Annotated in this window: 12 protein-coding genes; 5 read left to right on the top strand and 7 right to left on the bottom strand. The window is 44.4% G+C overall.

Annotated features, from left to right (window positions below; all coding sequences use genetic code 11):
- Positions 1 to 13 precede the first annotated feature (13 nt).
- Both B2U10_RS06780 and B2U10_RS06785 read left to right on the top strand, forming a co-directional pair.
- Entirely contained in the window at positions 14 to 583 is a 570-nt protein-coding gene (locus B2U10_RS06780; protein WP_231496878.1) for a 5' nucleotidase, NT5C type, read from the top strand.
- Between the two features lie 98 nt (positions 584 to 681).
- Positions 682 to 1,761 (top strand): GGDEF domain-containing protein, encoded by a 1,080-nt coding sequence (locus B2U10_RS06785; protein ID WP_290748863.1) that lies wholly within the window; start codon positions 682 to 684, stop codon positions 1,759 to 1,761.
- Between the two features lie 60 nt (positions 1,762 to 1,821).
- On the opposite strand, the gene B2U10_RS06790 is transcribed toward B2U10_RS06785, so the two are convergent.
- From B2U10_RS06790 to B2U10_RS06810, 5 genes are all read right to left on the bottom strand, one after another.
- Positions 1,822 to 3,651, bottom strand: coding sequence for a bifunctional diguanylate cyclase/phosphodiesterase (locus B2U10_RS06790; protein ID WP_290786453.1), 1,830 nt, complete (start codon positions 3,649 to 3,651; stop codon positions 1,822 to 1,824).
- Between the two features lie 151 nt (positions 3,652 to 3,802).
- The gene (locus B2U10_RS06795) at positions 3,803 to 5,233 is read right to left on the bottom strand and encodes a bifunctional ADP-dependent NAD(P)H-hydrate dehydratase/NAD(P)H-hydrate epimerase (RefSeq protein ID WP_035409177.1); all 1,431 of its coding nucleotides are present in this window, start codon (positions 5,231 to 5,233) and stop codon (positions 3,803 to 3,805) included.
- 95 nt (positions 5,234 to 5,328) lie between these two features.
- Positions 5,329 to 5,760 carry a Fur family transcriptional regulator gene (locus tag B2U10_RS06800; protein ID WP_035409180.1) on the bottom strand — a complete coding sequence of 144 codons (432 nt, stop codon included), beginning with the start codon at positions 5,758 to 5,760 and terminating at the stop codon, positions 5,329 to 5,331.
- On the bottom strand, positions 5,732 to 6,601 hold the full coding sequence (locus tag B2U10_RS06805; protein ID WP_035409182.1) for a metal ABC transporter permease: 870 nt from the start codon (positions 6,599 to 6,601) through the stop codon (positions 5,732 to 5,734). The genes B2U10_RS06800 and B2U10_RS06805 overlap by 29 nt, the downstream gene beginning before the upstream one ends.
- Entirely contained in the window at positions 6,598 to 7,365 is a 768-nt protein-coding gene (locus tag B2U10_RS06810) for a metal ABC transporter ATP-binding protein (protein ID WP_035409184.1), read from the bottom strand. Before B2U10_RS06810 ends, B2U10_RS06805 begins: the two co-directional genes overlap by 4 nt.
- A gap of 215 nt (positions 7,366 to 7,580) precedes the next feature.
- On the opposite strand from B2U10_RS06810, the gene B2U10_RS06815 reads away from it, so the two are divergent.
- Genes B2U10_RS06815 through B2U10_RS06825 form a run of 3 tightly spaced genes read left to right on the top strand, consistent with a single transcriptional unit; the run spans position 7,581 to position 11,494 of the window.
- Positions 7,581 to 9,119, top strand: a complete 1,539-nt coding sequence (locus B2U10_RS06815) for a Ppx/GppA family phosphatase (RefSeq protein WP_290786456.1) — start codon at positions 7,581 to 7,583, stop codon at positions 9,117 to 9,119.
- Positions 9,116 to 11,269, top strand: a complete 2,154-nt coding sequence (locus B2U10_RS06820) for an RNA degradosome polyphosphate kinase (RefSeq protein ID WP_035409188.1) — start codon at positions 9,116 to 9,118, stop codon at positions 11,267 to 11,269. The genes B2U10_RS06815 and B2U10_RS06820 overlap by 4 nt, the downstream gene beginning before the upstream one ends.
- Before the next feature lie 54 nt (positions 11,270 to 11,323).
- A complete protein-coding gene (locus B2U10_RS06825; RefSeq protein WP_023467523.1) occupies positions 11,324 to 11,494 on the top strand; it encodes a XapX domain-containing protein in 171 nt (56 codons plus the stop codon).
- A gap of 120 nt (positions 11,495 to 11,614) precedes the next feature.
- On the opposite strand, the gene B2U10_RS06830 is transcribed toward B2U10_RS06825, so the two are convergent.
- A complete protein-coding gene (locus B2U10_RS06830) occupies positions 11,615 to 12,232 on the bottom strand; it encodes a hypothetical protein (protein ID WP_290786459.1) in 618 nt (205 codons plus the stop codon).
- A 20-nt stretch (positions 12,233 to 12,252) separates the two neighbouring features.
- A complete protein-coding gene (locus B2U10_RS06835; RefSeq protein WP_035409192.1) occupies positions 12,253 to 13,155 on the bottom strand; it encodes a deoxyribonuclease IV in 903 nt (300 codons plus the stop codon).
- Positions 13,156 to 13,247 lie beyond the last annotated feature (92 nt).

Here is a 13,247-nt window from a genome sequence, read left to right on the forward strand (position 1 = left end):
TGGGTGACTGTAAATGAAAATTGGAATCGACATCGATGGAACGATCACACATCCATCCTCTTGCTTCACTTACATGAATAAACATCTCGGAACGTCGATTGACTTCAATCAGGCGTCTGAATATGAATTGCATACGTATACGGATATGAATCAAATCGAATTTTGGGACTACATGGTGAACTCCGGTCACGAGTCAGGAATTTATCGTGAGTCCATCCCTCAAGAACATGTTCGCCACCACTTATGGAATTTGCGGAAGCAATATGATCTCCATTACGTGACAGCACGATCGGAACTCGTTCGTCCTGTAACTGAAGAGTGGATCAAACAACATGAACTTCCTCTTGATTCCTTAATCATGACGGGATCACACGACAAAGTACAAGTCGTCCGTGATTTATCACTCGATTTGTTTATGGAAGATCGATTAGAGAATGCTGTGCAGATTGCAGAAGATACATTCATCCCTGTGATTTTGTTCGACGCACCTTATAACCGTAAAGCCGTACCGAATAATGTTATTCGTGTCGCTTCATGGAATGAGGCTGTTCAAGAGATTCAAAAATTTGCACCGATTCGTTAAAACAGCCGATTAGGCTGTTTTTTCCGTTTTTCATGTTATTGAACTCTGAGATATCTTACAATGATTTTCGTTTTAAATTTTAAAATAGGAAGTGCTTCATGATGCTTGCTACAGTGAATATCTTTTTTGTTAATATTTGTATTATTTTTCTCGTTTCTACGTTCGCCTTTTATCTGCTTCGTGATCGTTTACCGATTCAACCCGACTCGATGATATCTACTCGGCTGTATTTTGGTTTTGCTAATGGGATCACCGGTATTCTTCTTATGCATCATGCGATTGATTTAAACGGCGCACTGATTGATTTGCGTTTATTACCTCTCGCTTTATCCGCTTTATTCGGTGGTAACATCAGTATCACAGTGACGGGATTAATGCTTTTGATTTATCGTTTTTTAATCGATAATGGCGATTCTATAAATGCCTTACTTAGTTCTGTCATGACGCTACTCGGTTTTTTGATGCTGTCATTTATTTGTCGTCGGTTCATTACACGGCAAGGATATTTTTTTACCGCCATCGTGACAGTCGGTTCTCTACTTGTTCTTTGGCGACTGATTACGAGTAATTCCCCTGTAGATGCCTGGAGGACGATTTATATTCCTTATTTCATCTTAACGATTGGCGGAGCCTTTTTGTTTTATCGTTTGTCACTACTCCTGCAACAACATTTTGTTCTTTACTCTTATCAATCCTATCTCGCTTCGACCGATCAATTAACAAGGCTTGCGAATCGACATGTCATTTTGGAAAAGGTCACGACGCTTGAAAAAAACAGAGCTTCTTGGGGCGTCATCTTGTTTGACTTAGATCACTTCAAGAGTGTGAATGACACACATGGTCACGCCGGCGGCGACGCCGTCTTGCGCCATTTTTCGATTGTATTGAATGAACATTGTCCCGCACCTATCACGGTTGGTCGATATGGCGGTGAAGAGTTCATCGTCATCATTCCAGATTGTGACCTTTACGAACCTATTCATTTAGCAGAAACAATCGTGGCAGCCGTTCAACAAACGCCATTTGTCATGCAGGATCACGCTGTATCGATCACGGTATCTGCTGGAATTGCTTACGCTCATCATCAACCCGCTGAAACGGTCTTCAAGCAAGCAGATATTGCTTTGTATGAAGCAAAAACACAAGGTCGAAATCAATATCGACTGTACCAATCATAAATACTGTATGAAAAAGCCACTTCTCTCCGAAAGGTTCGGACTGAAGTGGCTTTTTAGGGATTAATGAATCGTTCCTTCATTCGTTTTTTGTAGTAGACAGATGATTTCTTCGAGTGGTACCGGTTTAGCGAAGAAGTAGCCTTGGAACAAATGAATCCCGATTTCTTTGGCAATGCGTACTTCTTCTCCCGTCTCTACCCCCTCGACGATACATTCGACATGCATCGACTGACTCAATTGAAAAATCGACTCAAGGATCGATTGTCGTTTCTCTGATGCTCCGATTTGTTCAATGAATTGCTTTGGAATCTTTAATTGACGTAACGGTAATAAACGTTCGAGGACGTGATACGAGGCATGACCAGTCCCGAAATCATCAAGAGAAACTGGAAAATCGAGTGTTTTGATGCGCTTGAGCGCTCGATGAATCGATTGACTCTCAAAATCAAGCGACTGACTTTCCGTGATCTCGATCTTAATCTGTTGCGGCTTTAGTGCATACTTGAGTAGCGTTCGTTCAATGAATGGCATGAATGACTCACTCGTCAATTGTCGTGGCGATACGTTAACCGATAAGGTAAATTCATCCGGAACGAGACCGATCAATGCTTTACGCGTCTTACACCCTTCCTCAAAAATCCATTCTCCTAGACGAATCATCAAGTCACTTTTTTCAGCAATCGGGATGAAGACGGATGGTCGATCAGCTCCTTGCAACGAGGTCTTCCAGCGAACCAATGCTTCAAGACCAATGAATTGTTCTGATCGAACATCGTACTGCAATTGATAGACGAGGTGAAAGTCCGTTTCAATATTAGCCTGTGCTAATGATTGTGCTGCTTTGACTCGCAATTCTTGATCCTTTCGCCAGGCTTGGTCAATGCACATCACACGTTCATTTTGTTGAGCGGCTTCCTGTAGCGCAGTCAATAACTGCTGTACTCGACGCTTCCGATTGTCCGTCGCCCCTTCTCCATTATCGATGACTATGGATATGTTGACGTAGACATGATGCCCTTCGATTTCGTAAGGTATGGAAATTTCTTGACTCAATTTTTCCATCGCTTCCTTACATGCCACCTTGTCCGGCTTTTTCATGACGATCAATAACGTTCCTGCTTCGATTCGAGCAAACGCTTGATAAGGAGGTAGTTTTCGCTTGAGCCGTTCAATACATGCTCGTAACACTTGTGACTGAATGTCTTCTCCAAAATACCGTGCCAACTCATAATAATTTTCTAAATGAATCCCGACAAAAATGAGCTGTTTTTCAGGTCTTGGGAAATCGACTTCGTTCAATCCTTGACGATTCAAAACACCTGTTTCTTCGTCACAGCGTGCCGTATCGTGTAGTTGTATCGCCAAATCATTCAAACGATTTAAATTACGGATATGCAAGTGATTGATGACAAGGGCAATGGAAACACCAATTATAATCATGCCAATTCGTCCATAATGATCAGTCGGATCAATTTTCACCGTCACGTTATCGGCATTCCACATGACGTAAAAACTAGTTGCGATGGCAATGATGATGGCGTACCACATCATGATTCGTTGATACGAAATCAAAGCGATCATTAAAAACAAAAAACTGCTAGCCCAAACGGTGACCGCCGCATAAGGTAAAAAACTAATCGAAGTGATTGGAACAACGAGCAACATCAAGGACAATAAGTGGGTTTGCAACACCACGTCCATCTTACGACGACTGATATAAAAAATAAAAATCCCCATGAGGACTAAAAATGAAATAATGACAGAACGACTTAAATATGCATTCTTTATCGTCTCTTCCGTCGTCGTATAAATGATTAAAGCGCCAACAAGCATCATGAAAAGGGCAAAATTTCCGATCCACCATTGTTGTTTCCGAACAATGTCCTCCATGTATTTCCCTCCTTTCCATTAGTTTTTTCGTATATAGGTTTCGACATCGCTTGATGATACTCCTATCGTATCGAATGTGTCAATTCTTTCCTAAAAAGAAAAGTCTTCCCTCATACATGTCGTGGAAGACTTTTCTCTAACATTTATTGTCCTATAACCCAAATCGTCCTAACTCTTCGATGACATCCGTTGCTAACAAACTACTTGGATGTAATCGTCGTTCAACTTGTTTTGAAGCACACGCATACCACTCCGCTCCTAGCGCTAGCGTTTTTTCGACATCTCCTGATGGATGTTGCGCAAGGAGACTCGTTAAAATTCCAAACAAGGTATCCCCGCTTCCTCCCTTTGCGAGACCACTCGATGCACCAGAGATGACAAACCCACCTCCATTTGGTTTAGCGATTAAAATAACATGGGATTTCAAAACGACAGTTACTTGATGCAAGACGGCATACTCAGTTGCTTGACCGAATAGATCATCTTGAATACTTGCAACAGTCTGATTCGTCATCCGAGCGAATTCGCCAATATGCGGTGTGACGATGATCGGCGCGGTTCGTTCTGGGTAACTTTCTTTTATTAGTGCTCCGGCATCTAATACTACCGGTAAATCACTCTCAAGTAGATGATCCACCCATGTTTCGGCTACTTCTTGCGATAAACCAGGACCGATTCCAACTGCTGATATGGAAGATAGCACGTTCTGAATCGCCGGTAACGTCTGGTCCACGACCATCGCTTCCGGTGCTTGGACGACGATCCCCTGTTTCGCAAGTGACGTCGTCGCGACTTGTAGTTTACCGACTCCCGTTCTTAGGGCTGCCCGCGTCGCGAGTTGGATGGATCCCGGCATCGTGTCACTTCCTCCAATCAATAATGCCGTTCCGTATGTCCCCTTGTGACCGTATGGTTCCCGCTTAAACAAGGAAGCCAGATCCTTCGGTGAGACGCGCCATTCACCAAAAGCCGGTAATCCGATATCTAGCGTTTCTGATTCTCCATAAAACGGTGCCGTCCGTATCAAAAAGGTAGATCGTTTCATCGCATGCAATTGAAATGTCGCATCTGCTCGAATCGCTATCTCTTTGAATCCTATAGTATGGTCCGTTGGCACACCGCTCGGTACATCTATTGCATAGATGCGTGCTCCTTGCTGCTTTTGTTCCGATACGAATGTACACTGCGCCTCGAATTCCGGATTAATCCGACCTGGATCAAATCCAGTACCGTATAAGGCATCCAAAATGACATCATATCGACCACATGGTTTTTCGGCTACAAGTCCGAACGCTTCTGCATAATGAGTATGAATCGTTGCAATATCCGAACGACTCTTTCCAAACGGAGTGAATAGCGTGACATCGAATCCGTCACGTATCAGTTCGCGACCAATGACATAACCATCCCCACCATTATTGCCGGTTCCACACAAAATTAGTATTCGTTCCCTCTTCGAATGGCGCGTTTTAATCTGTGTTGCGATCTGACTTCCGGCTCGCTCCATTAACACCTCGAGCGGTAGCCCAGATGTCCGTGCCCACTCATCAATTTGTCGTGCTTCCTGTGTATCATAAATCATCATCTCATCACCTCTGTTCGACTATTCCCGTTTTAATCAGGACTAGTCGTATAAAAACAAAAAAGAGAACGTCCCGAATGGACGTTCCCTTCTATTTAAGACGTCAAGCGTTGACAATTCGCACAACGTCCATAGATTTCGAATTTATGATCTTCGACTTCAAAACCAGTCTCTTGAGCGGGTGAAATCCACTCCATCGGGCAGACATTCAACGTCTCCGTCTTGCCACAGATTCGGCATATCAAATGATGATGGTGATGACCGGAAGCACAGGCAGCCCGATATTTCATCTCACCGTCTAATTCCGTCACTTCTAATAAGTCGATTTCCGAAAAATCATTCAAGTTTCGATAAATCGTATCATAACTTAACGAAGGATGAGACGTCCGGAGAGCTTCTGCCACTTCCCGCGCACTGACATACCGATTCACTTCAAACAGATACGATAGCAAATCCAGACGTTTCGGTGTCATTTTAAACCCAGAAGCCTTCATTCGTTCACGCGCTTGTTCGATGTTCGTCTTCATGTGTTTTACCTCCTATCCAAAAACGTTCTAATAGCATGACGATGATCAGTTCGAGCACGGCAAGTAGGACAATCATTCCGCCGGGTGCTAAATCAAACTGATAAGCCAGGATGAGTCCAAGTACTGTTGCAATCTCACCGAAGATGATAGCTAAAAAGATCGTCGTCTTAAAACTTTTTGCAATTCGAAGTGCTGCCGCAACCGGCAACGTGATTAAGCTCGAGACAAGTAAAATCCCGACGATTCGCATACTAATCGCGATCACAAGCGCAACGACGATCATAAAGAGAATGTGAACTAAACGAAGTCGGATTCCCGAGACACGTGCCTGTTCCTCGTCAAATGAGAGGAACAACAATTCCTTATAAAAGGCAAAGACGAAGATGACGACCACGACCGTCACGATAAGAATCGTGTACACATCCGTTAAGGCAACAGCCGAAACCGTTCCAAATAAGAAGGAGACGAGATCCATTGAAAAGCCGTTCGCAAGACTAATGAATGTCGCACCGAGCCCCATCCCTGTTGCCATGATGATCGGAATCGCGAGTTCTTGAAAATGCTTATATTTAGCGCGCAACCAATCAATCGTCAGTGCCGCGATGACCGACGTCACGATTCCTAAGTACAGTGGATTTAAGTCCGCTAATTGCGCGACCATACCAGAAATCAAGAGACTGAGTGCAATCCCAGCTAACGTGACGTGCGAAAGTGCATCTGCGATCAGGCTCATCCGCCGGACGACGACGAACGAGCCAATCAATGGGGCCGTGAATCCAATTAAAATGGCAGCCACTAAAGCATACTGTAAAAATTTTAACGTCATGAATGCTTCGATCATTGGACACTCTTCCCTTCGTGAACGAGGACACGTCCCGGAACTGGATAGAGGGAGCGGATCGTCTGTTCATCTAGTTCCCAATACTCTTTAATGCCACAGTTACAACCTAAACGTCCATCGACCAAATGAATGACATCCGTGACGAGTTTGCTGACGAAATGGATATCATGTGTCACAAGGACGAACGTTCGCCGTTTATCTCGACGCAGTTCTTCAAGAATTTCATAAAATTCTTTCACGTATCGCTGATCGACACCAACAGTTGGTTCATCTAAGATCATTAAGTCCGGATCGTTGACGAGCGCGCGCGCGATGAAGACGCGTTGTTGTTGACCGCCGGACAAGTCGCCGACTTTTGAATCACGGCGTTCCCACATTCCGACTGTTTCAAGGGCAGTCCGTACTTTGTCTCGATCATCGCGTGACAAACGACGAAAAAGTCCTTTTTTAGCATACAACCCCATCTCGACGACTTCTGCGACAGTTACCGGGAAACCCGAGTTAAACGAAGCTGCTTTTTGCGAGACATAGCTGATTCGCCACCATTCATTGAATTGCGATTGGGGTTGTCCGAATAAGCGAATCGTTCCTTTCGGTTGCAATAAACCTAAGATACATTTGATCAGCGTCGATTTCCCAGATCCATTTTCCCCGACGATTGCTAAGAATTGTCCTTGTTGAACCTGAAACGAAACTTGATTCAATACCCGGCGATCTGGATAATCATAGCTGACTTGATCAATCTCGATGATTGGTGTTTCCATTTATTTTCACTCCTTCCGTTTTCGTAAAACGGAATAATTACGTCTTAATCAACTGTCTTATTATAGCGTTCGCTAATTATTGGTGCAACTCTAGCAACTTCCTATCCTCCTTTGAAAATAATCAAGGTACAATAAAGACAGAAACTAGCTGTTTCCGGCTTGTTCAGGAAGGGAAATCTTTTAATGCACGCATCGCAGAGAGGAGTCGAGGTCACTTGAAACAAGAACTTGCAGTTATCGATATCGGTTCCAACTCAATTCGTTATGTCATCTTCCATCCGATCGCTTCTGGTCGTTACATCGAGAAGATTAACATTAAAGTCGTCGCGCGTTTATCTGCTCATATCAATAAAGACGGAGCACTTGACGACGCAGGCATCTCGTTACTCGAAGAAACGTTACATCGATTTTACGAAGTCGGTGTCACCCATGAGGTCGAGGAGACGATTTGTGTCGCGACCGCTGCTATTCGTAATGCGACGAATCGAGAAGCAATTGTTAAATCCGTTACTGAAAACACACCTTTTTCCATTCAGGTTCTAACAGACGAACAAGAAGCATACTATGGTTATTTTGCTATCATCAATTCTACCTTCCTGACAGATGGGTTTTCTGTCGACATCGGCGGTGGTTCCATGGAAGTCACCTTGATCGAAAATCGCGAGATGGTAGCGTATCATAGCTTTCCATTTGGCGCCGTCACATTGACACGGCAATTCGTTTCCGACGAGACACTTAGTGCAAGTGATAAGAAGAAGTTGGTGAAATTCTTACGGGAACAATTCGAATCGATACCATGGCTAAGTGATAAAAAGCTTCCTTTAATCGGTGTCGGTGGTTCTGCCCGAAACTTCGTTCGTATCCATCAATCCAATCAGGATTATCCGCTTCGGAGCGTTCATCAATATCAAATCAAGGCGAAGGAACTCGCGAAAATGGTCGATGATCTGGAAGGGAAATCAGCGAAACAGCTATCGAAAATCGAAGGGTTATCAAAGGATCGAATCGATATTTTCCTGCCGGCATTGATTGCGATCCAAGGGTTAGCTCAACACATCGAAGCGGAAGAATTCATCATGAGCAATCTCGGTCTTCGTGAAGGTCTTGTTTACGAGTTCGACGTGCAGGACGAAGCATACCGCCGGATTGAAAACGTACGTGAGCAGAGCCTCTATCAGCTTGAAAGTGATTATAAGGTCAATCGTGATCGTGCGTCGTATATCGGAACACTTGCTAAATCGATGTACCGTCAACTCGTCACGTTAGACCTGGTATCAGAACGAGCGTCCGATTTACGCCTCCTCGATTCCGCAAGTCGTTTGTTTTATTGCGGTCAATACATTAATCCGGATACGCGATCAGACCAAACGTTTTATTTGTTGACGAACACCGAAATGAATGGCATGACGCACAAGGATCGCGTTGCGCTCTCCCTTGTCAGCTCCTATTCTTCAGCGAAACGGATGCAACAATTAGCAAAGCCGTTCAAAGAATGGTTCACGGAAGAATCACTGGACCGCTTCGACTTACTCGGTTCTTTACTCAAGTTAAGCCATGCCCTCGACGTGACGGAACGAAAAGCTGTCGATCATTTGGAACTGTTCCTTAAAAAGGACCAACTCCAATTCGTCCTCGATACAGGCGATCACGATTATGGATTTGAAGTCGAAAAAGCCGAAAAACAAAAGAAACACCTGGAACGAATCACTGGTTGTACGATTACCTTCGAAACGAAAGGAGATCTTCCTTCATGAAGCTCGACATACCGGAACATTTCAATAATCGTGAGCTCAGCTGGCTCCAGTTCAACGAACGTGTACTGGGTGAAGCTTTTGACACACGCAATCCATTAATGGAACGTTTTAAGTTTCTCGGTATCTTTAGTTCCAATTTAGACGAGTTCTATATGGTAAGGGTCGGTGGCTTAAAGGATGAAGTGCTCGCTGGGTTCAATAAACCGGAAAATAAACAACAGATGACACCTAAACAACAGTTACGTGCGATCGCGTTGAAAACAAAAGAGTTAGTCGATCGGCAATACGAAGCATTTCAAGCAATCAATCAGACGTTATCAGATGAAGGCATTACATTCTTAAAATACGACGCCCTGACTTCAGAACAAACGACCTATGTAAAATCCTTTTTCCGTGAACAAGTCTTTCCGGTACTCACGCCTGTTGCTGTCGATGCCTATCGTCCGTTCCCGATGTTGTCTTCAAAATCACTTAACATCGCAACGGTTCTTGAAGCAGAAGACGGGACGAAACGAAATTTGGCACTCGTACAAGTACCTGCTGTTTTACCGCGATTCGTCGATTTACCGGTAGAAGATGACGAGACGACGGCTGTCATTTTACTCGAAGACGTCATCATCGCCTTCATTGACAGTTTATTTAAAGGCTATCGCGTGTTGTCTGCCATGCCATTTCGGATCACCCGGAATGCCGACCTTCCGTTTCACGAAGAAGGGACACACGATTTATTGAAGTTAATCGAAAAGGAATTAAAAAAACGGCGTTGGGGGGTAGCAATTCGACTTGAAGTCCAAAAAGCTGCCATCAATACTGAACTACTCAACATGCTACGTGATGTACTTGATTTGCAGGAACGCGATATCTTTGCTGTGGATGGTCCGATTGATTTGACGTTCTCCTTCGCCTTCTACAGTCAAATCGGTGTTGAATATGATCATTTGATCTATCAGACGATCATGCCGGTCGACCCACCCGCACTCGATAGTTCAAAAAATCTGTTCAATCAATTACTGGAACGCGACTATCTCTTGCATCATCCGTATCATACGTTTGATCCTATCGTCCGGTTCATCGTCCAAGCGGCTAATGATCCGAACGTCCTTGCCATCAAACAAACCCTTTACCGCGTATCTGGTGACTCACCGATCATTAAAGCCTTAAAAACAGCAGCCGAGAACGGGAAACAGGTCACTGTCCTCGTCGAACTCAAAGCTCGATTCGATGAGGCGAAGAACATCGAGTGGGCAAAGCAGTTAGAAAAAGCCGGCGCTCATGTCATCTACGGATATAGTGATTTAAAGACGCACTCGAAGATCACGCTCGTCGTCCGACTCCACGAAGGAAAGATTCAGCGTTTCGTCCATCTTGGTACCGGCAACTATAATGATTCGACGGCGAAACTATACACGGATGTCGGATTATTGACGGCTCGAGAAGAAATCGCCGAAGATGCGACAAACTTCTTTAACTGGTTGTCCGGATACGGGGAACAACCCGAATGGAACGTCATCCAAACTTCACCGAACGCGATGCTTGAGAAGTTCCTGTCATTGATTGATGAAGAAATCCATCATCATCAAAAACACGGAAACGGTCGAATCGTCGCCAAGATGAATAGTTTAACGGAGAAAGACATCATCTTACGTCTCTATAAGGCATCGCGCGCCGGTGTACAAGTCGAACTTATCGTTCGTGGCGTCTGTTGTCTGCGTCCTGGCATTCCAGGTGTTTCGGAGAACATTCGCGTCATCTCGATCGTTGATCGTTATTTGGAACATTCACGCATCTTCTACTTCCATCATAACGGGCAGGATTTGATGTATGGATCAAGTGCTGACTGGATGACACGCAACATGCGAAAACGGATTGAAATCTTGTTCCCGATTATGGACGAAGAACATAAACAATATCTAAAGGATTGTCTCGCCCTCGCCCTTGCTGATAATGTCAAAGCGCGTGAGCAGACAGCCGCTGGATCCTATTATTACGTTAAAGACGGAAAACAGAGCTGCGAATCACAGTTGCTGATTCTAGATTATACGAGCGGCAAATTAAAACAAAAACCAAGTTTTACAGCTCCATTGAAACAAAAGTGGATCACAATCGAAAAGAAGGATGACAAAGTCATTCTTGATCAAAATGCCACCTGACATTTAAGATATACTTTACTTCAAATGCTGATTACAGCAGAAAGGACGAAATGTATGCTTCAGCAAATCTTGTTATCCCTTCTCGCAGGCGTCATCTGCGGAGTCGTGTTCACCGCATTGAAATTACCAATCCCTGCTCCACCCGTTTTCCCAGCCGTCGTCGGGATCTTTGGTGTCTTCCTTGGGATGAAAATCTATCTATTTTTAGTAGAACGCTTTTTCTAATCTAAATGAAAACAGTTCTCTTTACTGCCAGCGCAGATAGAGAACTGTTTTTTTGATTCTTTTAAGGTTTTAATGATTGGATGATCAGTCATACGAGCTCTGCTTGAATAGAAAAAGCTTTTACTCACTCTCTTCCGTCGCCGCCGCCGTATCCATAGCATGCAACATCCGTTGATGTAACCACCGGTGACATGTCGGACACACCGTCTGGTATCCTTCTGATGTCAAATGCCATTCGAGTAACGACTGCCTAGACTCCTCACAATGAACACATTGACGCGCAATTTGTTCTAGATGATTTCGCTCCTTGAAGCGCTCGATTCGACGTTGTTTAGATTGTACGAGTGTCAGCACATCGGTTTCGAAATACCCATACTGCCATGAATCAAGCAGACGTGTGCGAAACGCGCTTTCGACTGGTCCGGTTTTAAGACTAAGTTGATCGAGTGGTCGTCCAAGTAACGGATGTCGTAAATCCACACTGATGAGATCAAGACATACATAAGATCCTTCCGAATCGTCAGCAACGGTCAACCAAAACGGATCCTCTGGACGTGTCGTATACTCCGTGAACAAGACTTCTGCATACGCAATGATTCCATCAGACGTCGCAAGAAATACTTCTTCTCCCTCTGCCAGATCTGCCGGCAAATAAAACGGTTCCTTTGTTTCATAATAGTGGACAACAGCTTGTCGTATCGCAAAATTAGTCTCATCGACGACGAGTATATGACACATCACTGACACCCCTTTATGAGTTATTCGACCGGTGCTCCTAGAATCGGTAGACGCCAGTCTGCATCAAATGCACCCGAACGTAACATATCGATTTCTTGTTTATACGGTGCTACTTTTTTCTTTGGATCGAGACCAATGTAAGGTGTCTCTAGAATTTTGGGTAAATGAGCCAGGGCAGGATGATGCACGACACGGTGTAAGGCATCAAATCCAATCTCACCAAAACCAATATTTTCGTGACGGTCTTTCCGCGCACCGCGGACATTTTTCGAGTCATTCACATGGATGACACCAAGACGATCCAGTCCGACGATTCGGTCGAATTGTTCGAGAACACCATCTAGGTCGTGCACGATATCGTATCCCGCATCATGCACGTGGCATGTATCAAGACAGACGGACAGACGATCATGATGTGTGACGCCTTCAATGATCTGAGCAAGTTCCTCGAAGGTTTTTCCGATTTCCGATCCTTTTCCAGCCATCGTCTCAAGCGCGATCTTCACCTGTTCTTCGCCTGTCAATACTTCATTGAGTCCTTCAACGATCCGTTTGATTCCAACCTCTTCCCCAGCACCTACATGCGCACCTGGATGCAATACGATGTGTCGTGCTTTCTCTAAAGCTTCTGCTCGTTTGATCTCAGCTCCTAAAAACGAAACCGCGAGTTCGAATGTCTCGGGTTTTGTCGTATTCCCCAGGTTGATGATATACGGTGCGTGTACGACGATTTCTTCAATTCCATTCGCACTCATATGTTGCAACGCTTCCGGAATTCGTAACTCTTCCATCGGCTTACGGCGTGTATTTTGAGGTGCTCCTGTATAGACCATCATCGTCGTTGCACCATAAGACGCTGCTTCCTCACTGGCACCTAACAGCATTTTTTTCCCCGAAACGGAGACGTGTGAACCTATTTTCATGTTGTTTTCCACCTTTCTCTTTTTACAGTGTACCAAATCTTGAAAACGACAAGACACCCGAAAAATGTTTTTTCATTTCACGGGTGTCATCA

The sequence above is a fragment of the Exiguobacterium sp. UBA7533 genome (assembly GCF_002479335.1).
GTDB lineage: Bacteria > Bacillota > Bacilli > Exiguobacteriales > Exiguobacteriaceae > Exiguobacterium_A.

Coding starts and splice junctions, on each gene's coding strand:
- B2U10_RS06780 (WP_231496878.1), top strand. CDS start 14: ATGAAAATTGGAATCGACATCGATGGAACGATCACACATCCATCCTCT.
- B2U10_RS06785 (WP_290748863.1), top strand. CDS start 682: ATGATGCTTGCTACAGTGAATATCTTTTTTGTTAATATTTGTATTATT.
- B2U10_RS06790 (WP_290786453.1), bottom strand. CDS start 3,651: ATGGAGGACATTGTTCGGAAACAACAATGGTGGATCGGAAATTTTGCC.
- B2U10_RS06795 (WP_035409177.1), bottom strand. CDS start 5,233: ATGATTTATGATACACAGGAAGCACGACAAATTGATGAGTGGGCACGG.
- B2U10_RS06800 (WP_035409180.1), bottom strand. CDS start 5,760: ATGAAGACGAACATCGAACAAGCGCGTGAACGAATGAAGGCTTCTGGG.
- B2U10_RS06805 (WP_035409182.1), bottom strand. CDS start 6,601: ATGATCGAAGCATTCATGACGTTAAAATTTTTACAGTATGCTTTAGTG.
- B2U10_RS06810 (WP_035409184.1), bottom strand. CDS start 7,365: ATGGAAACACCAATCATCGAGATTGATCAAGTCAGCTATGATTATCCA.
- B2U10_RS06820 (WP_035409188.1), top strand. CDS start 9,116: ATGAAGCTCGACATACCGGAACATTTCAATAATCGTGAGCTCAGCTGG.
- B2U10_RS06825 (WP_023467523.1), top strand. CDS start 11,324: ATGCTTCAGCAAATCTTGTTATCCCTTCTCGCAGGCGTCATCTGCGGA.
- B2U10_RS06830 (WP_290786459.1), bottom strand. CDS start 12,232: ATGTGTCATATACTCGTCGTCGATGAGACTAATTTTGCGATACGACAA.
- B2U10_RS06835 (WP_035409192.1), bottom strand. CDS start 13,155: ATGAAAATAGGTTCACACGTCTCCGTTTCGGGGAAAAAAATGCTGTTA.